The sequence below is a fragment of the Sinorhizobium sp. RAC02 genome (assembly GCF_001713395.1).
Taxonomy (GTDB): Bacteria; Pseudomonadota; Alphaproteobacteria; order Rhizobiales; family Rhizobiaceae; genus Shinella.
The window spans coordinates 392,224-412,388 of record NZ_CP016450.1 but is presented as its reverse complement, the minus strand read 5'-3'; the positions used below and the strand labels follow the sequence as shown (position 1 = coordinate 412,388).

Annotated in this window: 24 protein-coding genes; 18 read left to right on the top strand and 6 right to left on the bottom strand. The window is 61.5% G+C overall.

What is annotated here, in order from left to right; genetic code table 11:
* Positions 1–238 precede the first annotated feature (238 nt).
* The 6 genes from trxB to BSY16_RS01945 all read left to right on the top strand — a co-directional run bounded on the left by trxB (position 239) and on the right by BSY16_RS01945 (position 5,705).
* Entirely contained in the window at positions 239–1,213 is a 975-nt protein-coding gene (trxB, locus tag BSY16_RS01970; RefSeq protein ID WP_069058116.1) for a thioredoxin-disulfide reductase, read from the top strand.
* Between the two features lie 112 nt (positions 1,214–1,325).
* Positions 1,326–2,222 (top strand): LysR family transcriptional regulator VtlR, encoded by an 897-nt coding sequence (locus BSY16_RS01965; protein ID WP_069058115.1) that lies wholly within the window; start codon positions 1,326–1,328, stop codon positions 2,220–2,222.
* 506 nt (positions 2,223–2,728) lie between these two features.
* Positions 2,729–3,034, top strand: a complete 306-nt coding sequence (locus BSY16_RS01960) for an ArsR/SmtB family transcription factor (protein WP_069058114.1) — start codon at positions 2,729–2,731, stop codon at positions 3,032–3,034.
* A 30-nt stretch (positions 3,035–3,064) separates the two neighbouring features.
* The gene (locus BSY16_RS01955) at positions 3,065–4,186 is read left to right on the top strand and encodes an alkene reductase (protein ID WP_069058113.1); all 1,122 of its coding nucleotides are present in this window, start codon (positions 3,065–3,067) and stop codon (positions 4,184–4,186) included.
* A 51-nt stretch (positions 4,187–4,237) separates the two neighbouring features.
* The gene (locus tag BSY16_RS33045) at positions 4,238–4,450 is read left to right on the top strand and encodes an Imm27 family immunity protein (protein ID WP_069058112.1); all 213 of its coding nucleotides are present in this window, start codon (positions 4,238–4,240) and stop codon (positions 4,448–4,450) included.
* A 160-nt stretch (positions 4,451–4,610) separates the two neighbouring features.
* Complete coding sequence (locus BSY16_RS01945) at positions 4,611–5,705, top strand: calcium:cation antiporter (RefSeq protein WP_069058111.1); 1,095 nt, start codon at positions 4,611–4,613, stop codon at positions 5,703–5,705.
* A gap of 38 nt (positions 5,706–5,743) precedes the next feature.
* Here BSY16_RS01945 and BSY16_RS01940 read toward each other — a convergent pair whose 3' ends face one another.
* Together BSY16_RS01940 and BSY16_RS01935 are read right to left on the bottom strand one after the other, a co-directional pair.
* Positions 5,744–5,995 carry a hypothetical protein gene (locus BSY16_RS01940; RefSeq protein ID WP_069058110.1) on the bottom strand — a complete coding sequence of 84 codons (252 nt, stop codon included), beginning with the start codon at positions 5,993–5,995 and terminating at the stop codon, positions 5,744–5,746.
* 123 nt (positions 5,996–6,118) lie between these two features.
* On the bottom strand, positions 6,119–7,321 hold the full coding sequence (locus BSY16_RS01935) for a pyridoxal phosphate-dependent aminotransferase (RefSeq protein WP_069061314.1): 1,203 nt from the start codon (positions 7,319–7,321) through the stop codon (positions 6,119–6,121).
* Between the two features lie 325 nt (positions 7,322–7,646).
* Between BSY16_RS01935 and BSY16_RS01930 the strand changes: the two genes are divergently transcribed.
* The 6 genes from BSY16_RS01930 to BSY16_RS01905 all read left to right on the top strand — a co-directional run bounded on the left by BSY16_RS01930 (position 7,647) and on the right by BSY16_RS01905 (position 12,401).
* Positions 7,647–8,555: an EAL domain-containing protein gene (locus BSY16_RS01930; RefSeq protein ID WP_069058109.1), complete on the top strand. Its 909-nt coding sequence runs from the start codon at positions 7,647–7,649 to the stop codon at positions 8,553–8,555.
* A 170-nt stretch (positions 8,556–8,725) separates the two neighbouring features.
* Positions 8,726–8,932 carry a hypothetical protein gene (locus tag BSY16_RS01925; protein WP_069058108.1) on the top strand — a complete coding sequence of 69 codons (207 nt, stop codon included), beginning with the start codon at positions 8,726–8,728 and terminating at the stop codon, positions 8,930–8,932.
* A gap of 74 nt (positions 8,933–9,006) precedes the next feature.
* Positions 9,007–10,176 (top strand): PQQ-dependent sugar dehydrogenase, encoded by a 1,170-nt coding sequence (locus BSY16_RS01920; protein ID WP_069058107.1) that lies wholly within the window; start codon positions 9,007–9,009, stop codon positions 10,174–10,176.
* A 93-nt stretch (positions 10,177–10,269) separates the two neighbouring features.
* Entirely contained in the window at positions 10,270–11,172 is a 903-nt protein-coding gene (locus BSY16_RS01915) for a DMT family transporter (protein ID WP_069058106.1), read from the top strand.
* Positions 11,173–11,584: 412 nt separating this feature from the next.
* Entirely contained in the window at positions 11,585–11,800 is a 216-nt protein-coding gene (locus BSY16_RS01910) for a cold-shock protein (RefSeq protein ID WP_069058105.1), read from the top strand.
* 136 nt (positions 11,801–11,936) lie between these two features.
* The gene (locus BSY16_RS01905; protein ID WP_069058104.1) at positions 11,937–12,401 is read left to right on the top strand and encodes a BA14K family protein; all 465 of its coding nucleotides are present in this window, start codon (positions 11,937–11,939) and stop codon (positions 12,399–12,401) included.
* 56 nt (positions 12,402–12,457) lie between these two features.
* Here BSY16_RS01905 and BSY16_RS01900 read toward each other — a convergent pair whose 3' ends face one another.
* The 3 genes from BSY16_RS01900 to BSY16_RS01895 form a co-directional block, all read right to left on the bottom strand.
* The gene (locus BSY16_RS01900) at positions 12,458–13,099 is read right to left on the bottom strand and encodes an MBL fold metallo-hydrolase (RefSeq protein WP_150130014.1); all 642 of its coding nucleotides are present in this window, start codon (positions 13,097–13,099) and stop codon (positions 12,458–12,460) included.
* 74 nt (positions 13,100–13,173) lie between these two features.
* A complete protein-coding gene (locus tag BSY16_RS32255; RefSeq protein ID WP_171902374.1) occupies positions 13,174–13,338 on the bottom strand; it encodes a hypothetical protein in 165 nt (54 codons plus the stop codon).
* 147 nt (positions 13,339–13,485) lie between these two features.
* Positions 13,486–13,944, bottom strand: coding sequence for an Lrp/AsnC family transcriptional regulator (locus BSY16_RS01895; protein WP_069058102.1), 459 nt, complete (start codon positions 13,942–13,944; stop codon positions 13,486–13,488).
* A 130-nt stretch (positions 13,945–14,074) separates the two neighbouring features.
* Here BSY16_RS01895 and hppD point away from each other — a divergent pair, with 130 nt between their 5' ends.
* Together hppD and BSY16_RS01885 are read left to right on the top strand one after the other, a co-directional pair.
* Positions 14,075–15,178 carry a 4-hydroxyphenylpyruvate dioxygenase gene (gene hppD, locus BSY16_RS01890; protein ID WP_069058101.1) on the top strand — a complete coding sequence of 368 codons (1,104 nt, stop codon included), beginning with the start codon at positions 14,075–14,077 and terminating at the stop codon, positions 15,176–15,178.
* 245 nt (positions 15,179–15,423) lie between these two features.
* A complete protein-coding gene (locus BSY16_RS01885; protein ID WP_069058100.1) occupies positions 15,424–15,693 on the top strand; it encodes a hypothetical protein in 270 nt (89 codons plus the stop codon).
* A 58-nt stretch (positions 15,694–15,751) separates the two neighbouring features.
* Here BSY16_RS01885 and BSY16_RS01880 read toward each other — a convergent pair whose 3' ends face one another.
* On the bottom strand, positions 15,752–16,639 hold the full coding sequence (locus BSY16_RS01880; protein WP_069058099.1) for a branched-chain amino acid aminotransferase: 888 nt from the start codon (positions 16,637–16,639) through the stop codon (positions 15,752–15,754).
* Positions 16,640–16,891: 252 nt separating this feature from the next.
* Between BSY16_RS01880 and BSY16_RS01875 the strand changes: the two genes are divergently transcribed.
* The 4 genes from BSY16_RS01875 (at position 16,892) to BSY16_RS01860 (ending at position 20,165) form a co-directional block, all read left to right on the top strand.
* Entirely contained in the window at positions 16,892–17,380 is a 489-nt protein-coding gene (locus BSY16_RS01875) for a MarR family winged helix-turn-helix transcriptional regulator (RefSeq protein ID WP_502695995.1), read from the top strand.
* Positions 17,381–17,403: 23 nt separating this feature from the next.
* Positions 17,404–18,111 (top strand): response regulator, encoded by a 708-nt coding sequence (locus tag BSY16_RS01870; protein WP_069058098.1) that lies wholly within the window; start codon positions 17,404–17,406, stop codon positions 18,109–18,111.
* Between the two features lie 67 nt (positions 18,112–18,178).
* Complete coding sequence (locus tag BSY16_RS01865; RefSeq protein WP_069058097.1) at positions 18,179–19,561, top strand: ATP-binding protein; 1,383 nt, start codon at positions 18,179–18,181, stop codon at positions 19,559–19,561.
* A 19-nt stretch (positions 19,562–19,580) separates the two neighbouring features.
* Positions 19,581–20,165 carry a DUF1349 domain-containing protein gene (locus BSY16_RS01860; protein WP_069058096.1) on the top strand — a complete coding sequence of 195 codons (585 nt, stop codon included), beginning with the start codon at positions 19,581–19,583 and terminating at the stop codon, positions 20,163–20,165.

Below are 20,165 nucleotides of genomic sequence, written 5' to 3'. Positions count from 1 at the left end.
CAGACCTTTCGGGAAGGCGACCGCAAGTGACCCGAATCGCCGCATCAGCGCAACATTGTTACTGCAAGAGGCACAAATATGTCACGCGGGATCGCTTGCCTGTTGGCAAAGCGCAGCGCACACTTGAAACTCGGTGCACTCCCTTCATAAATGGATATTGAACAACGAACATTAGCCGAGCCATGCGCGGAATCGCGCGGTCGGCCCATTGGGGCCTGATGCCCCGGAAGGAACGACCATGTCCGCCCGCCACGTCAAGGTGCTGATCATAGGCTCCGGCCCCGCCGGCTACACCGCCGCCATCTATACCGCCCGCGCCATGCTGGAGCCCGTGCTGATTGCCGGCATGGAACAGGGCGGCCAGTTGATGATCACCACGGATGTGGAAAACTACCCGGGTTACGCCGATCCGGTTCAGGGCCCGTGGATGATGGAGCAGATGCTCAAACAGGCCGAGCATGTCGGCGCCGAGATCGTCAACGACCTCGTCACCAATGTCGACATGAGCGTACGCCCCTTCCGCGTCTCCACCGACAGCGGCACCGAATGGACGGCCGATGCACTGATCATCGCCACCGGCGCCAAGGCGAAGTGGCTCGGCATCGAGACCGAGCACAAGTTCATGGGTTTTGGCGTGTCTGCCTGCGCCACCTGCGACGGCTTCTTCTACCGCAACAAGGACGTCATCGTCGTCGGCGGCGGCAACTCGGCCGTCGAGGAAGCGCTCTACCTTTCCAACCTCGCCAAGACCGTGACGGTCGTGCATCGCCGCGACGGTTTTCGCGCCGAAAAAATTCTCCAGGAGCGCCTGTTCGCCAAGGAGAATGTCAAGATCGTCTGGGACCACGAGGTCGTCGAGTATCTTGGCACCGATCCCAAGCCGCCGATGCCGGCTTCCGTCAACGGTGTGAAGCTGCGCAATGTGAAGACGGGCGAAACGCGCGACGTCGCCATCGACGGCGTGTTCGTGGCGATCGGCCATGCGCCGGCGGTCGAACTGTTCAAGGGCAAGTTGCGCCAGAAGCCGAACGGCTATTTGTGGACGGCGGCCGATTCCACGGCGACGGACGTGCCGGGCGTTTTTGCCGCAGGCGACGTCACCGACGACATCTATCGCCAGGCGGTTACGGCCGCCGGCATGGGCTGCATGGCGGCCCTGGAAACCGAAAAGTACCTTGCAGGTCATATGCCTGTCGCAATTGCGGCCGAGTAGAAGCCGCCAACAAAGGGCGGCGGCATAGTCCGACCGCCCACGTGGGAACAGCAAGATCAGCGACCAGGCGGGAAGCGAGCGCTCCCCGCCTCACAGACATATGGGGGATAGAATGGCGCTCGACTGGGACAAGCTGCGGATTTTTCATGCCGCGGCCGAGGCGGGCTCGTTCACGCATGCGGCGGACAAGCTGCATCTTTCGCAATCGGCCATCAGCCGTCAGGTGAGTGCGCTGGAGCAGGATGTCGGCATCAAGCTGTTTCACCGCCATGCCCGCGGCCTGATCCTCACCGAGCAGGGCGAAATCCTCTATCGCACCGCGCACGACGTGCTGATGAAGCTGGAAAGCGTGCGCGTCCAGCTCACCGAAAACACCGAAAAGCCAAGCGGCAAGCTGCGCATCACCACCACGGTCGGTCTCGGCCAGGGCTGGCTGACCGACAAGGTGCAGGAGTTCCTGGCGCTCTATCCCGACATGCAGGTGCAGCTCATCCTCGACAACGAGGAGCTGGACGTGAACATGCGCCATGCCGACTGCGCGATCCGGCTGCGGGAACCGCAACAATCGGATCTCATCCAGCGCCGGCTGTTCACCGTGCACATGCATATCTATGCGGCCCCCTCCTACATCAACCGCTACGGCGAGCCGCAGTCGATCGACGATCTCGACAACCATAAGATCATCACCTTCGGCGAGCCGGCCCCCAACTACCTGCTCGACGTCAACTGGCTGGAAATCGCCGGTCGCGATTCGGACAATCCGCGTCCGTCCGTCTTGCAGATCAACAGCCAGACCTCGATCAAGCGCGCCTGCCTGCTCGGCATCGGCGTGGCGATGCTGCCGGACTATATTGTCGGACGTGATCCGGGACTTCTACAGCTGCCCGTCAGTGCGGACATTCCCTCCTTCGACACCTATTTCTGCTATCCGAGCGAGATGAAGAACTCCGCCAAGCTCAAGGTTTTCAGGGATTTCATCGTCGCCAAGGCGCGCAACTGGAACTTCTGAAAAGGCCGCTTTCAAAGACCTGCGCTTCATGCATGGCTGGCATGCACATTGAATCATTGATGTATGCCCAAAAAACCATCATATCGCACGCAGCTGATGCATCTTGGTGGCTTTTTCCTCCCAGTGCCACCGCAGCAGCTGTTCCCCTCTGGAGGTTTTATTACCTTCAAAACTATAAAGGGCCCAAGTTCATCTTGCGGCCCTCTTTTTTTGCCTTTCGTTAACCAAGACAAAATTTTCAACATTTCCGCAAAACTTGGCACGCGCTTCTCTTGAAGAAATGTCGGCCCTCCCCCATATCTATTACAGCCAACGCAACTGCGGTCTTTCTCCTCCCAGTGCCGCGCGTTGGCTGTTCCCCTCTGGAGGTTTTTTTGACCTTCAAACTTGCAGGGCCCAAGCTTCGCTTGTGGCCCTCTTTTTTTGCCGGCACCCCTTGTATCGGCTCTTAGCGAACCCAATATCGATGTTAATCGATATATCCATCGCCGGACCCCGATAGACAGATGACGACGCTCGACACCGACGAAATCCTGAAAGCCCTCGCCCACCCCAAGCGGATCGAGATCCTGGCCTGGCTGAAAGACCCGCAGGTCCATTTCGCCGCCCAGGAGCATCCGCTGGAGTTCGGTGTCTGCGCCGGCCAGATCGAAAAGCGCTGCGAGCTTTCGCAGTCCACCGTTTCCGCCCACCTTGCCACCCTCCAGCGCGCCGGCCTCGTGACGACGCGCAAGGTCGGCCAGTGGGTGTTCTTCAAACGCGACGAAGACAAGATCGCGGCCTTTCTCCACCACATCAACCGCGCCCTCTAAGCGCACTCCCAGCCAGAAGAAGGACTATCCATGACCTCGCTCTTCGACCCCCTCAAGATCGGCGACATCCAGCTTGCCAACCGCATCGTCATGGCGCCGCTGACGCGCAACCGCTCCCCGGGTGCGGTACCGAACACGCTGAACGCGGCCTATTACGAGCAGCGCGCCTCGGCCGGCCTCCTGATCACCGAAGCAACCGCCATCTCCCACCAGGGCCAGGGCTATGCCGACGTGCCGGGCCTCTACAAGCCGGAAGCCCTTGAAGGCTGGAAGCAGGTCACCGATGCCGTGCACAAGGCTGGCGGCAAGATTGTCGTGCAGATGTGGCATGTCGGCCGGATCTCGCATGACACGCTGCAGCCGAACGGCGGCAAGCCGGTCGCCCCGTCGGCGATCCGCGCCAAGTCGAAGACCTACCTGATCAATGCCGATGGCACGGGCAGCTTCGCCGAGACCTCCGAGCCACGCGCGCTGGAAAAGGACGAGCTTCCGGGCATCATCGAAGACTATCGCCGTGCCGCCCGCGCCGCCGTGGATGCCGGTTTCGATGGCGTCGAAATCCACGCCGCCAACGGCTACCTGCTCGACCAGTTCCTGCGTTCCGGCAGCAACGAGCGTACCGACGAATATGGCGGCTCGATCGAAAACCGCGCCCGCCTGCTCTTCCAGGTCGTCGACGTCATCACCAAAGAAATCGGCGCCGGCCGCACCGCGATCCGCATCTCGCCGGTGACGCCGGCAAACGATTCCTCCGATCCGAACCCGCAGCCGCTCTTCACCTATGTCGTGGAAGGCCTCGCCAAATACGACCTCGCCTATATCCACATCATCGAAGGCGCGACCGGCGGTCCGCGTGATCACCAGCAGGGCGACGCGCCGTTCGACTATGCGGCACTGCGCGCAGCCTATCAGGCTGCCGGCGGCAAGGCGGCCTGGATGGTCAATAACGGCTACAACCGCGAACTCGCCATCGACGCGGTGGAAGAAGGCAAGGCCGACCTCGTCGCCTTCGGCAAGCTCTTCATCGCCAATCCGGACCTCGTGGAGCGCCTGAAGAACGACACCGTGCTGAACCCGCCGGACCAGGCCACCTTCTACGGCGGCGGCGCCAAGGGCTATACGGACTATCCGGCCCTGGAAAACGTCGCCTGATCAACTGCACGTCGGCAGTCGAGGCTTCCTCGACTGCCGACGAAAGCGGGAATGAATCGAGAAAGGGTGGCCGTCGTGAATGAGTACAATGGCGAAGAGGCGCTTTCGCGAATTCAAAGGTTGATTAAGACCGGGACGAACGCCGAGACGTGGGAAACAGAGTTCAGGGACGAAGCAACGGGCGAGACCTGGATTCTCGACTATCCCCACTCCGAACTGCATGGCGGCGGTAGCCCACGGTTGAGAAAGTCCGAGCAGAAATGAAGCCCCGGCTTTGCCTACATTTCCAGCCTCTATAAGGCGACTACGCCCATAGGGCCAAGTTGCCACCAAGCGCCCACGGTTTCCTCCGCCGTGGGCGTTTCCTTTTTGCAGGGCTCGGCTACATCTACCTGTAGACATCTGCCGAGGAGCCCGCCCGCCCATGCTCTCCAGCCTGCTGAAGGAACGTTTGCTGTTCGTCGGCCTTGCGGCGGCGATCGTCGCCTATGCGACGGAACACAGTTTGCTCGAGATGGGCCGCCTGTCGGTGCTGATCGCCGCCTTCGCGCTGGTCGCCGCGATCATCCTCGTCTCCACCCGCATCGCCCATCACGCGGAAATCCTCGCCTCCAAGGTCGGCGATCCCTATGGCACGATGATCCTGACGCTTGCCGCTGTTCTGGTAGAGGTCGTCGTACTGGCGATCATGATGCAGGGCGAGACCTCGCCGACGCTGGTGCGCGACACGATCTATGCCGCCGTCATGCTGGACATCAACGGCATCCTCGGCCTTGCCGCCCTGCTCGGCGGCATCCGCCACGGCGAGCAGCCCTACAATGACGATTCGGCGAGGACCTATGGCGTGATGATCCTCACGGCCATGGGCATTTCCATGGTCGTGCCGGAGTTCGTGCCGCGCGAGAGCTGGCACGCCTATTCCGCCTTCACCATCGGCGCGATGATCGCGCTCTATGCCCTGTTCCTGCGTATGCAAGTGGGCGCGCACAGCTACTTCTTCAGCTACGCCTATCCCCGCGCCGAGCGGAAGGGGAGCCTGCCGAGCGAGGCACCGGACGAAAACGAACCGGCCGGCCTTTCCATCACCGTCATCATCGTTGGGGTGGTGTTGATCGGCGCTTTGGCGGAGGTCATGTCCGTGCTGCTTGGCGCCGGCCTCAAGGACTCCGGCGCCCCACCGGCGCTGATGGCCGTGGTGGTGGCGGCGATTTCCGCAGCGCCGGAAATCCTGACGGCGATGCGGGCGGCGCTGGCCAACCGCATGCAGTCCGTCGTCAACATCGCCATGGGGGCTTCACTGTCGACGGTCATCCTGACCGTACCCGTCATGGAGGCGATCGCGCTCTATACCGGCCAACCCTTCATCATGGCCATGTCGCCGGCCCAGACGGTCATGGTGGCCATCACGCTGATCGTCGCCGCCATCAACCTCAATGACGGCGAAACGAACGCGATAGAAGGCATGACGCACTTCATCCTCTTCGCCACCTTCATCATGCTGACCCTGATCGGGCTTTGACGTCGCGCAAACAGCAGCACGCTTTTGCGCGGCCTGCGTCAGGGACGGTCATACACCCGGGTCACGCCCTTGTAATATTCACCCGGATCGAAGCGTGTCGTGCGGGACTTCACGGGATTGTTGAAGAAGTAGTCGTAGAAGGACATGTAGCGCGGGCTATCGCTGACCACGATGCTGCCGCGCGGCGCCTTGTCGCTCCGCTCTGCGTACCCGTCACCATCCGCAGCAAAAGCGGACGTCGTGGTGGCAAGGGCCGCCAGGGCGGAAATGAGGAGTGACTGGGTTTTCATGGTCCTGCTCCGGTATTCATTGTCTCATCCACTATATCGGCACCGACAGTGGAAATTTCACGGGGCCGAAACAAAAAACCCGCCGTCACCGGCGGGTTTTGTAATCAAGGGATAAGAACCCGCTTACTTGCAGGCCGCGCAGAAGCGCTGGATGCGCTTGCCGGCTTCTTCCAGCTGGGCTTCCGAAGTGGCGTAGGAGATGCGGAAGTTCGGGCCGAGGCCGAAGGCCGAACCGTGCACGACGGCGACACCTTCCGATTCCAGCAGTTCCGACACGAAGTCCTCGTCCGTCTCGATGACCTTGCCCGATGGCGCGGTCTTGCCGATCAGGCCCTTGCAGGACGGATAGACGTAGAAAGCACCTTCCGGCGACGGGCACTCGATACCCTTGGCCTGGTTCAGCATGGAGACGATGAGGTCGCGGCGGCCTTCGAAGATCTTCTTGTTTTCCGGAATGAAGTCCTGCGTGCCGTTCAACGCCTCGACGGCCGCCCACTGGGCAATCGAACAGGCACCGGAGGTCTGCTGGCCCTGGATCATGTCCATCGCCTTGATGAGGTTGAGCGGGCCGGCCGCATAGCCGATACGCCAGCCGGTCATGGCATAGGCCTTGGAGACGCCGTTCATCGTCAGCGTGCGGTCGTAAAGGCCGGGCTCGACTTCGACCGGGGTGGCAAACTTGAAGTCGCCATAGGTCAGGTGCTCATACATGTCGTCGGTCAGCACCCAGACATGCGGATGGCGCATCAGGACGTCGGTCAGCGCCTTCAGCTCGTCATGGCTGTAGGCAGCGCCCGACGGGTTGGACGGCGAGTTGAAGATGAACCACTTGGTCTTCGGCGTGATCGCCTTTTCCAGGTCTTCGGCCTTCAGCTTGAACTTGTTTTCCTGCGTGGTGGCGACAAACACCGGCGTGCCGCCGCACAGCGAAACCATTTCCGGGTAGGACACCCAGTAAGGTGTCGGAATAACGACTTCGTCGCCTGCATTCATCGTCGCCATGAAGGCGTTGAAAAGAATCTGCTTTCCGCCGGTGCCGACGATCGTCTGCGCGGCCGTGTAGTCGAGACCGTTCTCGCGCTTGAACTTCTTGGCGATCGCCTCGCGCAGTTCCGGAATGCCGGAGACCGGCGTGTACTTCGTCTCGCCGCGGTTGATCGCGTCGATCGCCGCCTGCTTGATATTGTCCGGCGTGTCGAAGTCCGGCTCGCCTGCGCCCAGCCCGATAACATCACGGCCTTTCGCTTTCAGCTCGCGCGCTTTCTGGGAAACGGCGATGGTGGCGGAAGGCTTCACACGGGAAAGAGCGTCGGCAAGAAAGGCCATGATGGAGATGTCCTCATCGGGTTCAAAGACGGCTTGACGCCATGGACCCGGAGCGCCGGGCTCCATAGCGGGTAGGTCTATGTCGAATGTGCGCCGGTCTTGCAAGCGCAAAGGCTGAAAAAAGCGGAAAAGCCGGGCGCGCGCGCTAAATTTCATGAACGACATCAACGATGCGAATGGATCGCGGTGACGCATCGAACGCGATGCACGACAAAGTTGAGCAAAAGCAAAACCGCTGAGATTTTTACGCGAAGGATTAAGCTGGCATTAACAGGTCACGCCTATGTTGCCATCGTCGGTGTCGTTCCAGCGGATGGTGCGCTGCATGAGCGAAAGAAGCATTTTTTCCAATCTCGTCCGCCAGGCGGACGGCGCCTTCAGCGCGGTCTATGGTCCGTACCTGCTGCAATCCGCCCTCCAGCCGATTTTTGCCGAATGGGCAGACGGCCGGTTGCAGATCGCCGTGGTGAAGGGCCTGATCCGCGCGAGCGCCAACGGCGCCCCCTGCTCCCCCACGGATTTCTTCCAGAGCGTGCCGGAAGATGAGCGCGTCGCTGTCGATGGCCTCTGCCGCAGCCTGCATATCCTGAATGCCGGCGCACTCGGCCGCCGCGACGTTTCCCTCATCGTCAATTTCCATCCCGGTCTCTACCTGACACCCCAGGCCGTCCGCCAGGAAGTCGAACGCCTGCGCCTTGCCGCGCACGAGGCCGGCCTGCCAACCGACCGCATTGCCTGCGAGATCCGCGATCGGCCCTATGATGATCCGGACGTGCTGACGCATTTCGCGACCCGGCTGCATGACGGCGGCTTTTCCATCGCGATCGACGAATATACCGGCGAAGACCGCGACCTCGACCGGCTGGAACGGCTGAGCCCGCAGTTCGTGACATTCGATACGGCGTGGCTGCGCGGTTTCGTCGAGAATTCCGCCGGCGTCGCCCTGCTGCGGGTGGTCATCGGCCAGTTTGGCCTCAAGGGAATCCGTACCATCGTCGCCGGCATCGAGGAGCCGGAAATGATCGCAGTGTGCCGCGACATGGGTGGCCCATTGATGCAGGGCTATCTGCTGTCCCGGCCGGAACTCGCTCCGACGAGCTTCAATCTCACCTTCCCGGAACTGGAGGAAGAGCTCGCGCAAACGACCGCCGAGCCCGTCGGCACAGCCGGCTTCCTGCCGGTCGAAACCCGTGCGACGCGCCCCCTCCGCCAGTTCGGCAAGCGCGGCGTCTAAAGACGGCGGAACGAGGCGCTCTATTCGCCGGAACGCATTGAAAATCCGCCTTTTTTGACCTGCCTTCTTTCCGCCACAATAAATGTCGGCCCCTGCCGCAATTCGGTCCTTCTCGCGCCGACTTCCGCGGGCTTTTTCGTCATCACAAACGCAAAAGAGCAAGACAGGGAATGACGATGTTCTGGGATGACGACAAGGTCGGAAGCAAACGGAAAGCACGCGAGTCTCGCGCCATGTTCCTGATCGCCATGACGGCCCTCGCCGGCTGTGTTGCCATGGTCATCAGCCTGATGTCGCCGCCTGCAATCAATATCGACATGATCAAGACGTCCGGCATCGAGAAGACCAGCACTTCGCATGGTTCAACGCAAAATTGATCCTGCCCTGCCGGCAACGCTCTTGAAAGCCGTTCGGCTCTGGGCCAGTTAACGGCATTGGACGGGAGACGACGATGCGGCAGGAAAAACAGCGCTTGAAGAACACTCTGATGCGCGCAACGGCGGTCCTCTTTCTCGCCTCGACGCTCGCAACCGCTTCGGCCAAGGCCGAAACCCGCGAATTCCCCAGCAAAAAAGCAGCACTCATCGTCGAGACCCTGGCGACCGGGCTCAACCAGCCCTGGTCCGTCGAAGCCCTGCCGGACGGTGCCTATCTCGTTTCGGAAAAAGGCGGCACGCTTCGCCTGGTGCGTGGCCACCATATCTCGGCGCCGATCAGCGGCGTGCCGGAGGTCGCAACGACCGGTCAGGGTGGCCTGCTCGATATCGCGCTGGCACCTGATTTTGCCAAAAGCCGAACGCTTTATCTGACCTATAGCGCCCGCGGCGACGGCGGCTCGGGCACGGCGGTCGCCAAGGCAAAACTATCCGTCGACGGCACGAAGCTCGAAGACACGACGCGCATCTTCCTGATGAGCCGCCTCACCCCGCGCGGCCAGCATTTCGGCTCGCGAATCGCAATCACCAAAAACGGCAGCCTGTTCTTCGGTATCGGCGACCGGGGCGAAAGCGCGCGCGCGCAGGATCCGCGCGATCACGCCGGCGCCATCCTGCATATCAATCCGGACGGCAGCCCGCATGCCGACAATCCCTTCCTCGGTACCACCGATGGGTTGGCGGAAATCTGGTCGAAGGGACACCGCAACCCGCAGGGCCTGACCATCGACCCCAAGGACGGCACGCTGCTTTCCGTCGAACACGGCGCACGCGGCGGCGACGAGGTCAACAATCCACAACCCGGCCATAACTACGGCTGGCCGCTCGTCTCCTACGGCCGGCACTATTCCGGTGCGGAATTCGATCTCGGCTCCGCCGCTGAAGGCTACGAGCCACCCCTGTATTATTGGGACCCATCGATCGCCCCAAGCGCCATCGCCGTCTATCGCGGCGCGATGTTCCCGGAATGGGACGGCAACCTCATCGTCAGCGCCTTGAAATACCAGCTCGTTGCCCGCCTGGAACGCGATGACAGCGGCGCCATCATTTCTGAGGAACGGCTGTTCGACGGCGAACTTGGCCGCATCCGCGATGTGGTCGTGGCTCCTGATGGCGCGCTGCTGCTCTTGACCGACGACCCGAACGGTTCGTTGCTGCGCGTCTCGCGCGCGACAGCGACGGACTGACCCCGCCCCGACTTGCTAAAAAAGAAACCGGCTGCTAGCAGGGCGGCAAGGCGCCTCCGCGCCTGATTTCCCCCCATTCGGGTCAAAAGAGACATGACGCGCGTTCAGGCGAACCTTCTCCTATTGCTGGCCGGCGCCATCTGGGGCGCGGGCTTCATCGCCCAGTCGACGGCGATGGAAACGCTCGGGCCGATCTGGTTCATCGGCCTGCGCTTTGCAGTCGCCACGCTTGTCGCCCTGCCCTTCGCGCTCTGGGAAAAATCGCGCGCATATGGTCCGGTAAGGCCAAACGACATTGGCGGTTTCGTCCTGACCGGCCTCGCACTCTTTGCCGCCGCCGCCTTCCAGCAGGTCGGCCTCCTCACGACGACCGTCACGAATTCCGGCTTCCTCACCGGCCTCTACGTCGTCTTCACGCCCATCCTCACGGTGTTGCTGCTGCGTCGCCAGCCGCACTGGGTCATCTGGCCCGCAGCCTTGCTGGCGTCCTTCGGCATCTTCCTCCTGTCCGGCGGCACCTTCGCCGCGCTGACGCTCGGCGACATGCTCACCATCGTCTGCGCTGTCCTGTGGTCCGTGCAGATGATCTGCGTCGGCGTCTTTTCCGGCCGGTCCGGCCGACCGGTGGCACTCTCCCTCATACAGTTTTCGGTCTGCGCGGTGCTGGGCTGCGCGGCAGGCTTCCTGTTCGAGCCCATCAGCCTTGCGGCAATCAAGGGCGCGCTGCCGGAAATCCTCTATGCCGGCTTCTTCTCGAGCGGCATGGCCTTCATTTTCCAGAACGTCGCCCAGCGCTATACGACAGCGCCGCAGGCTGCCATTTTCCTGTCCAGCGAGGCGCTCTTTGCCGCCCTCTTCGGCGTGCTGCTGCTTGGCGAAAAGATCAGCACTGCCGGCTATATCGGCTGCGCCATCATCTTCGTTGCAATGCTTGCCGTAGAACTCCTGCCGGCGTTGCTGCGCGGCCGGCGCGAAGGCACGCTTGCCGAAGTATGATGCCCACCGCGCTCCTGCCATGTCTTCGGCAGCGCAATATAAGTCATACCAGAACGGTTAAGCCCCAGAGAATCTGCGGCAAATTTTGGCAATCGCCCGGAATTTGACCAAAGTGAGGCACACCCGAGTCGGGCCAAAACTTTTGCTTGCCAATTTAATATAAACGCATCACTCTTGCGCGGTTCGGGCAATTTGCGAACACGGGAAGACCTTAAATAAAAGCGCGCCGGAGACGCGAAATAATTCCGGGCAGCCAATATCCGGATGGCCCTTTGGACCATGCGGTTGGCTGGCTGCGGTGAAAACGGGACCCTTTCCTCAACCTCGAGAACTGCCTGCCTAACGCCCCTCGGGGCAAAACTGATATGCTGCCCGCCGCCAATTTACGGGCAGAGAGAAAAGGACCTGACGCATGGCCGAGACTGGCACTGTTAAATTCTTCAACACCGAGAAGGGCTTTGGCTTCATCAAGCCCGACAACGGTGGTGCGGACATCTTCGTACATATTTCTGCTGTACAGGCTTCCGGCCTGAACGGCCTTTCCGAAAACCAGAAGGTAAGCTTCGACACGGAACCCGATCGCCGCGGCAAAGGCCCGAAGGCGGTTAACCTGCAAATCGACGGTTGATCCGGCGCTTTCAGGATTTTCAAGTTGGAGCCCGGCAGCGATGCCGGGTTTTTTCGTTCAGCCTCCGTTCAGCCTTGTTCTTCTAGTTTGCTCCCGTCATCTACCGGCGTTGGGCCGGATCCAAAGGAACGACGTCATGAACAAAGTCATCAAGACAATCGTGTTGTCCCTTGCCGTCGCCGCCTCGACGCTTACCGCAACTGCGGGCGTCTCCGAAGCGCGCGATCGCAACCGTGACGGCTATTGGCGCGAAGGCGACGACTATCAGTATCGCAAGCCGCGCCGTCACCACCGCGACCGTGACCGTGACTATGGCCGCGATGCCGTTATCGGCGGCGCGCTCGGTCTCGCCACGGGCGTCATCATCGGCGGGGCGCTGGCCTCCCAGCCACGCTATGAAGAACGCCGCTATGTGGATCCGGATTATTATCCCGAGCCCGAGCCGCGCGTGATCTACCGCCGCCAGGTCGTCGCCCCGAGCTACGAGCCGTGGACCCAGTCCTGGTACGATTACTGCTCGCAGCGCTACCGCTCGTTCAACCCGAACACCGGCACCTTCGTCGGTTATGACGGCCGCGAGCACTTCTGCACCGCCGGCTAAGATAGAGCGGATCCAAATGAAAAGGCGGGTGCCTTGCGGCACCCGCCTTTTGTTGTTTAAAGCCCGCGCAGGAACGGATTGGTGCGCCGCTCTTCGCCGATCTTGCCGCCCGGCCCGTGGCCGCAGAGGAAGCCGACCTCGTCGCCAAGCGGAAACACCTTGTCGCGGATCGATTCCAGCAGTTGCTGGTGGTTGCCGCCCGGCAGGTCGGTACGCCCGATCGAGCCCTGGAAGAGCACGTCGCCGAGATGGGCAACGCCCTGCTTGCGGTGGAAGTAGATGACATGGCCGGGTGCGTGGCCGGGCGTGTGATATACTTCGAATTCATGATCGCCGAAGGAGACCTTGTCGCCGTCTTCGAGCCAGCGGTCCGGCACGACATTCATCACCTTCATCGGCACGCCGAACATCGAGGCCTGCGCCTCCAGCCGCTGGAGCAGCGAGAGGTCGTCCTTGTGCGGGCCGACGATCTCAAGCCCGAGCGCATCCTTCAGTTCCTTGGCGCCGCCGGCATGGTCGATATGGCCGTGGGTCAGCCAGATCGCCTTCAACGCAATGCCATTGTCCTTCACCGTCTGCAGGATCACCTCGACATCGCCGCCCGGGTCGACGACGACGCCCTCTTTCGTCTCCGTGTCGAAGAGAATGGTGCAATTCTGCTGGAAGGGGGTGACGGGAATGATGCCCGCCTGAAGCATGCCCATGGGGTCCTCGCTCGGTTGCCGCTTTGCGCCTGATATAGCCGCAAGAGCAAACGAAGACCAAGCGCGAACTAGCGCAGGCTTGCCATCTCCTGCGCCGGGCCGGTCGCAAGCGTTGGCGAAACGGTGGAGAAGAGCAGCGCGACGACGGCGATGTTGATCACGGCATAAAGATAGACCACGGGGCGCAGGCGCGCGGCGACCGGGTTCTGCTGGCTGGTGGCGTTCGGCTGCATCGTCCTGTTCCCTGATGTTTTCGGCCGCGACCCGCGTGGCCTCTTGTGGTGCTTGCTTGGCTCGTTTCTACAACGACACCAGAGTCCGGCATGTTCCGCCGGGAACAGGGCAAGGCGAGCGGGCTGTTGCCGAAACGCCACAGCTCGTCAGAGCGGCAGGGCCATCGTCTCCTTCAGCGTGTCGAGCACGATCGCCGTCTTCACATGCGAGACCGATTCATGCGGCAGCAGCACGTCGTTGACGAAAGCGGAGAGTGCCTTGAGGTTCGGCACCACGACCTTGATGATGTAGTCCATCTCCCCCGTCAGCGAGAACGCCTCCAGCACTTCCGGCAGGCTGGAGATCAGCTTGGCGAAGCGCACCGAATTGTCGCGGTTGTGCGTCGAGAGCGTCACCGTCACGACGATGACGATGCCGAGGTCGAGTTTTTCCCTGTCGAGTTCCGCCCGGTAGGCACGGATGATGCCCTCCTCCTCCAACCTTATGCGTCGGCGCGAACATTGCGAGGGCGAAAGATGGATGCGCTCCGACAGTTCGTTGTTCGTCAGGCGCGCATCCTGCTGCAAATGCACGAGGAGTTTACGGTCGAAATCATCCAACTGCATGAATTGCCCTCCAAAACATCTATCTGCGCACGAACATCGCATGGAATTGCCAAAAGACAACCACTATGCACGCACATTGCATGGCAAACGCGCCATACTTGCCTCAGATACCATTTGAGGAGGACGAACGATGGGCCCTTTCCCACATGATGCCCCGCCGGCAATGATCACCGCCGACAATCCGGCTGGCACCGACGGCTTCGAGTTCGTCGAGTTCGCCCATCCGGAGCCCGAGAAACTGGAAGAGCTGTTTGCCCGCATGGGCTACAGCAAGGTCGCCACGCACCACACCAAGGCAATCTCCGTCTGGCGCCAGGGCGACATCAACTACGTCATCAATGCCGAGCCCGGCTCGCATGCCATGAAATTCGCCGATGTACACGGCCCATGCGCCGCCTCTATGGCCTGGCGCGTGGTCGATGCAAGGCATGCCTTCGAACATGCCCTCTCCAAGGGTGCCACGCCCTATGAAGGCGACGACAAGGCGCTCGACGTTCCCGCCATCGTCGGCATCGGCGGCTCGCTGCTCTACTTCGTCGAAAAGTACGGTGCCAAGGGCTCGGCCTATGACGCCGAGTTCGAATGGACGGGCGCGCGCGATCCGAAGCCGCAGGGCGTCGGCTTCTATTACCTCGACCACCTCACCCACAATGTCTATCGCGGCAATATGGACAAGTGGTGGGATTTCTACCGCGAACTCTTCGCCTTCAAGCAGATCCACTTCTTCGACATTGACGGCCGCATCACCGGCCTCGTCTCGCGCGCAATCACGTCGGCCTGCGGCAAGATCCGCATTCCGCTGAACGAATCGAAGGACGAGACGAGCCAGATCGTCGAATACCTGAAGAAGTACAAGGGCGAAGGCATCCAGCACATCGCCGTCGGCACGGATGGCATCTACGACGCGACTGACAGGCTCGCCGACAACGGCGTGAAGTTCATGCCGGGCCCGCCGGACACCTATTACGACCGTTCCTATGTGCGCGTCGTCGGCCATGAAGAGCCGGTCGAACGCATGAAGAAGCACGGCATCCTGATCGATGGCGAAGGCGTCGTCGATGGCGGCATGACGAAGATCCTGCTTCAGATCTTCTCGAAAACCGTGATCGGGCCGATCTTCTTCGAGTTCATCCAGCGCAAGGGTGACGAAGGTTTTGGCGAGGGCAATTTCCGCGCGCTCTTCGAATCGATCGAGGAAGACCAGATCCGCCGGGGCGTCATCGCAGCAGAATAACAACCGCGGCAACCAAGCCACTGCGGGGAAGGAAGAGGCGGTCGCTCAGCGGCCGCCTCTTTTCGTTCAAAACTCCGGTGTACGGCGCACACGGGCAAATTGACTTATCCCAAATTTATCCGCACCTTGCGGGTGCCGAATTTTTCGGCAACGGGCGCGCGGGCTCCAGGCTGCGCCCCGGTAGTGAGGCAAGTGTCCTGCTCGGACCACTCTCTATTCCGGGCGGACCTTTCGGAGGGGAAGTCATGGAAGCATTGATGCCCATCATCACGCAGCTCATCGCGGGCGCGGTTGGCGGTAACGTCGCCGGAGCGGCCCTGAAACAGGCGGCTGTGAGCGTGATCGTCCGCACCATTGTCGGCGCCATCGGCGGTGCCGGCGGCGGCTTTCTCTTGCAGATGCTGGGCGGTGAAGCCGGCCTCTCGGGCCTCGTTGCCAACGGCATCGGCGGCCTCGTCGGCGGCGGCGTGCTGACGGCAATCGTCGGCGCCGTGCTCGGCAAGAAGCCTGCCTGAACGAAAAAAGGCGGCCCTCACGGGCCGCCCTATTCAACGGATAGCGCTTTCCGGCGGTTTATTCGGCGGCAGCCGCGACCGGATAGACTTCCTTCATGTAGTCATTCATCAGCGTCTCCGAGATGGTGCCCGGCGTGAAGCGGTACGGGCCGATTTCAGAAACCGGCGTCACTTCAGCGGCAGAGCCCGTCAGGAAGCACTCGGAGAAGTCCGACAGCTCTTCCGGCATGATCACCCGTTCGACGATCTGATAGCCGCGGCGCTTGGCCAGCTCGATCACGGTGCGGCGGGTGATGCCGTCGAGGAAGCAATCCGGCACCGGCGTGTGGATGACGCCGTCCTTGACGAAGAAAACGTTGGCGCCCGTGGCTTCCGCCACCTGGCCGCGATAGTCGAGCATCAGCGCATCCGCATAGCCCTTGGCTTCGGCAGCATGCTTGGAGATCGTGCAGATCATGTAGAGGCCGGCGGCCTTCGATTTCGACGGCGCGGTCTTCGGGTCGGGGCGGCGGTATTCGGCGATGTCGAGGCGAATGCCCTTCAGCTTCTCGGTCGGATTGAAGTAGCTGCCCCACTGCCAGATGGCGATGGCGACGTTGATGCGATTGTTCTGCGCCGAAACGCCCATCATTTCCGAGCCGCGCCAGGCGATCGGCCGCGCATAGGCTTCGGAGAAGCCCTGGCGCTTCAGAAGCTCGACGGTGGCCGCATCCAGCTCTTCCACGGAATAGGGAATCTTGAAGCCGAGGATTTCGGCCGAGGCGTGCAGGCGCTGGTTATGTTCGGTGAGCTTGAAGATGCGCCCGCCATAGGCGCGTTCGCCTTCGAACACCGCGCTCGCATAGTGCAGGCCGTGCGTCAGCACATGAACCTTGGCGTCCTTCCAGTCGACGAATTCGCCGTTGAACCAGATCTGTCCGTCCATTTGGTCAAAGGGAACTGCCATCGTATCATCCTCCGGCGCTCGCACGCCATTCTTTCTGTTGATTGTTTCGTCTGTTGCGGTCTAACCAGAAACAGGCGGGGTTACCTGAGCAAAAAGGTAGTCCAGATTGGTAATCGGGAGAATACCGGATATCAGCGCCCGGGACCGCAATTACGGCGGGACCCTAACAAGGGCGGAAAAATATGTCAACAAACCTGACATATCTTGCTATAAATTACGCGGGGACGGCACAGCATGAAAGGAAATGACAACGTGGCCCGACAGATGCCGGACAAGAACGGCGCAAGCGAGCTGCACGCGGACGCCATGACGGGCGACGGCCGCATCGACTTCGAAATTATCGAGGGCCTGTTCTTCGCCTATCGCGACTTCATTTCCGATCCCGACGCGATCCTGGAAAAGAGCGGCTTCGGCCGCGCCCATCACCGCGTCGTGCACTTCGTCAACCGCGAACCCGGCATGACGGTCGCCGATCTCCTCGACACGCTGAAGATAACCAAGCAGAGCCTGGCGCGTGTCTTGAAGGAGCTCATCGATTCCGGCTATATCCAGCAGGTGGCGGGGCCGGAGGATCGTCGTCAGCGCAAGCTCTATCCGACAAAAGCCGGGCGGGAACTTGCACTGGCACTCGCCGAGCCGCAATCCCGCCGCATCGCCCGTGCATTCGAAGAGATGAACGCAAACGACCGCCGGGCGGTGATCCAGTTCCTCACCGGCATGCAGAACACAAAGACCGAATGACAGACTGACTGGAGGACAAGACGATGACCGCTGCCGGCGCGCCCTCCGACGACGCTTCCCACCTTCTCGTCGTCGATGACGACACCCGTATCCGCGAACTTCTGAACCGCTACCTGATGGAACAGGGTTTTCGCGTCACCGTCGCAGGCGACGCCGACGAGGCGCGGCGCAAGCTGCGCGGCCTCGATTTCGACCTCATCATCATGGACGTGATGATGCCCGGCGAAAGCGGCCTGTCGCTGACGAAGAGCCTGCGCGACATCCGCCCCGTGCCGATCCTGATGCTGACGGCGCTCGCCGAATCGAAAGCGCGCATCGAAGGCCTGGAGGCCGGCGCCGACGACTATCTGTCAAAACCGTTCGAACCGCGCGAACTGGTGCTACGCATCAACAACATCCTGAAGCGCAATGCCGCCCCCTACGCGCCCAAGATCGAGCAGGTCATGTTCGGCCCCTACACGTTCTCCATCGTGCGCAAGGAGCTGAAACGCGGCGGCGACACCATCCGCCTGACGGACCGCGAACAGGAAATCATGCTGCTCTTTTCGTTGCGTGCCGGCGAGACGATCCCACGTCATGAACTGATCGGCGAAGAAACGGACGTCGGTGAACGTACTATCGACGTGCAGATCAACCGTTTGAGGCGTAAGATCGAAGAAGACCCTTCCAATCCGGTGTGGCTGCAGACCGTGCGCGGCATCGGCTATCGATTGAGTGTGGAGCAAGTCTGACCGTGTGCTGCCAACTACCATCCCAGGATAAGCCCATCGCGTCGTTCCACGCGGAAATGCCGGTGCTATGACCACCTTCGAGACATTCAAGCGCGATATCGAGCGCGCGCCGGCCCTTGGCTGGAAGCGTTTCGGCCGCTGGATGCGCCGGCAACTGCCGACAGGCCTCTATGCGCGCTCGCTGCTCATCATCATCATCCCGATGGTGCTTCTCCAGTCGGTCGTCGCCTTCGTCTTCATGGAACGCCACTGGCAGCTCGTCACGCAGCGCCTTTCCACGGCCGTCACCCGCGACATCGCCGCCATCATCGACCTGATCGAAACCTATCCGCAGGACACCAACTATACCGAGATCGCCCGCATCGCGCGCGAACGGCTGGAGCTCAACGTCGCCATCGAGCCGGGTACAGAACTGCCGCCGCCGCGTTCAAAACCGTTCTTCAACATCCTCGATGAGATTCTCAGCGAAGAAATCGTCCGGCAGATCCGCCGGCCCTTCTGGATCGACACGGTCGGCGAAAGCAATCTCGTCGAGATTCGCATCCTGCTCGACAACAAGATTCTCCGCGTCTACGCGCGGCGCAACCAGGCCTACGCCTCCAATACGCATATCTTCCTGCTCTGGATGGTCGGCACCTCGCTCGTGCTGATCGGCATCTCCATCCTGTTCCTGCGCGGCCAGATCCGCCCGATCCTGCATCTGGCGCAAGCGGCGGAAAGTTTTGGCAAGGGCCAAAAGATGCGCGAGGACTTTGCGCCGCGAGGTGCCGATGAGGTGCGCCGCGCCGGCCTCGCCTTCATCCTGATGCGCGAGCGCATCGAACGCCAGATGGAGCAGCGCACAGCAATGCTCACCGGCGTCAGCCACGACCTGCGCACCATCCTCACCCGCTTCAAGCTGCAACTGGCGCTTGCCGGCGACAATCCGGACCTGCAAGGCCTCAACAAGGATGTCGAGGACATGCAGACCATGCTCGAAGGGTATCTCTCCTTCGCGCGCGGCGATGCGGAAGAGGATGTCGGCGAGCTGCGGCTTTCGAACCTGTTCGAGAAATTTTCGCTGGAGGCGGAACTGCACGACCGCGCCTTCTCCAGCGATATCGACGGCGACGACCAAGTCATGGTGCGCCCGACCGCCTTCAGCCGCCTCGTCGGAAACCTCGTCTCGAATGCCATGCGCTATGCCAAGACCGTGCATGTCGAGGCGCGCCACCGCGCCAAATGGCTGACGATCACGGTGGACGACGACGGGCCGGGCATTCCCGAGCGCTCGCGCGACGATGTCTTCAAGCCGTTCTTCCGCCTTGACGAAGCGCGCAATCTCGATGCGTCGGGCACCGGCCTTGGTCTTGCGATTGCGCGCGACATCGCACGCAGCCATGGCGGCAATGTCACGCTCTCGGACAGCCCGATGGGCGGCCTGCGGGCGACGATCCGTATTCCTGCCTGATAATCGACGGGGTGAGCCGATGAACGACGACCCCTTCAACGATATGGCCTGGCTCAACCCGCCGACGGCGACCTCGGTTCGCGATGGCCATCTGCATCTCCGCACGGGCCTCAAGACCGACTTCTGGCAGCGCACCTATTACGGCTTCCAGCCGGACAGCGGCCATTTCCTGCATCGGCAATGGACCGGTGATTTCACGCTGGAAACGACGTTTCGCGGACAATACGAAACGCTCTACGATCAAGCGGGCCTGATGATCCGCCACGACGAAAGAAGCTGGGTGAAGTGTGGCATCGAATACACCGATGGTGCGAAGCATTTCAGCGTCGTCGTGACGCGCGGCCATTCGGATTGGTCCGCCTTCCGCATCGATCACGATTTCGACCTGATTTCCGTACGCGTCACCCACAATGGCGACTCGCTTTTCATCCAGTATCGGACGGATGCCATGACCGAATGGCGCGTGGCCCGCCTCGCCTATTTCCCACCGGAATTTTCGGAGCTGTCCGTCGGGCTGATGGCCTGTTCGCCCCAGCGCGAGGGTTTCGAAGCTGAATTCACCGACTTCCGGCTAGGGCCGCCGCTGTCGCGCGATATTCACTGA

What these genes read in the sequence shown, in the direction of transcription:
- trxB (WP_069058116.1), top strand. Translation starts at nt 239, where the DNA reads ATGTCCGCCCGCCACGTCAAGGTGCTGATCATAGGCTCCGGCCCCGCC.
- BSY16_RS01965 (WP_069058115.1), top strand. Translation starts at nt 1,326, where the DNA reads ATGGCGCTCGACTGGGACAAGCTGCGGATTTTTCATGCCGCGGCCGAG.
- BSY16_RS01960 (WP_069058114.1), top strand. Translation starts at nt 2,729, where the DNA reads ATGACGACGCTCGACACCGACGAAATCCTGAAAGCCCTCGCCCACCCC.
- BSY16_RS01955 (WP_069058113.1), top strand. Translation starts at nt 3,065, where the DNA reads ATGACCTCGCTCTTCGACCCCCTCAAGATCGGCGACATCCAGCTTGCC.
- BSY16_RS33045 (WP_069058112.1), top strand. Translation starts at nt 4,238, where the DNA reads ATGAATCGAGAAAGGGTGGCCGTCGTGAATGAGTACAATGGCGAAGAG.
- BSY16_RS01945 (WP_069058111.1), top strand. Translation starts at nt 4,611, where the DNA reads ATGCTCTCCAGCCTGCTGAAGGAACGTTTGCTGTTCGTCGGCCTTGCG.
- BSY16_RS01940 (WP_069058110.1), bottom strand. Translation starts at nt 5,995, where the DNA reads ATGAAAACCCAGTCACTCCTCATTTCCGCCCTGGCGGCCCTTGCCACC.
- BSY16_RS01935 (WP_069061314.1), bottom strand. Translation starts at nt 7,321, where the DNA reads ATGGCCTTTCTTGCCGACGCTCTTTCCCGTGTGAAGCCTTCCGCCACC.
- BSY16_RS01930 (WP_069058109.1), top strand. Translation starts at nt 7,647, where the DNA reads ATGAGCGAAAGAAGCATTTTTTCCAATCTCGTCCGCCAGGCGGACGGC.
- BSY16_RS01925 (WP_069058108.1), top strand. Translation starts at nt 8,726, where the DNA reads ATGACGATGTTCTGGGATGACGACAAGGTCGGAAGCAAACGGAAAGCA.
- BSY16_RS01920 (WP_069058107.1), top strand. Translation starts at nt 9,007, where the DNA reads ATGCGGCAGGAAAAACAGCGCTTGAAGAACACTCTGATGCGCGCAACG.
- BSY16_RS01915 (WP_069058106.1), top strand. Translation starts at nt 10,270, where the DNA reads ATGACGCGCGTTCAGGCGAACCTTCTCCTATTGCTGGCCGGCGCCATC.
- BSY16_RS01910 (WP_069058105.1), top strand. Translation starts at nt 11,585, where the DNA reads ATGGCCGAGACTGGCACTGTTAAATTCTTCAACACCGAGAAGGGCTTT.
- BSY16_RS01905 (WP_069058104.1), top strand. Translation starts at nt 11,937, where the DNA reads ATGAACAAAGTCATCAAGACAATCGTGTTGTCCCTTGCCGTCGCCGCC.
- BSY16_RS01900 (WP_150130014.1), bottom strand. Translation starts at nt 13,099, where the DNA reads ATGCTTCAGGCGGGCATCATTCCCGTCACCCCCTTCCAGCAGAATTGC.
- BSY16_RS32255 (WP_171902374.1), bottom strand. Translation starts at nt 13,338, where the DNA reads ATGCAGCCGAACGCCACCAGCCAGCAGAACCCGGTCGCCGCGCGCCTG.
- BSY16_RS01895 (WP_069058102.1), bottom strand. Translation starts at nt 13,944, where the DNA reads ATGCAGTTGGATGATTTCGACCGTAAACTCCTCGTGCATTTGCAGCAG.
- hppD (WP_069058101.1), top strand. Translation starts at nt 14,075, where the DNA reads ATGGGCCCTTTCCCACATGATGCCCCGCCGGCAATGATCACCGCCGAC.
- BSY16_RS01885 (WP_069058100.1), top strand. Translation starts at nt 15,424, where the DNA reads ATGGAAGCATTGATGCCCATCATCACGCAGCTCATCGCGGGCGCGGTT.
- BSY16_RS01880 (WP_069058099.1), bottom strand. Translation starts at nt 16,639, where the DNA reads ATGGCAGTTCCCTTTGACCAAATGGACGGACAGATCTGGTTCAACGGC.
- BSY16_RS01870 (WP_069058098.1), top strand. Translation starts at nt 17,404, where the DNA reads ATGACCGCTGCCGGCGCGCCCTCCGACGACGCTTCCCACCTTCTCGTC.
- BSY16_RS01865 (WP_069058097.1), top strand. Translation starts at nt 18,179, where the DNA reads ATGACCACCTTCGAGACATTCAAGCGCGATATCGAGCGCGCGCCGGCC.
- BSY16_RS01860 (WP_069058096.1), top strand. Translation starts at nt 19,581, where the DNA reads ATGAACGACGACCCCTTCAACGATATGGCCTGGCTCAACCCGCCGACG.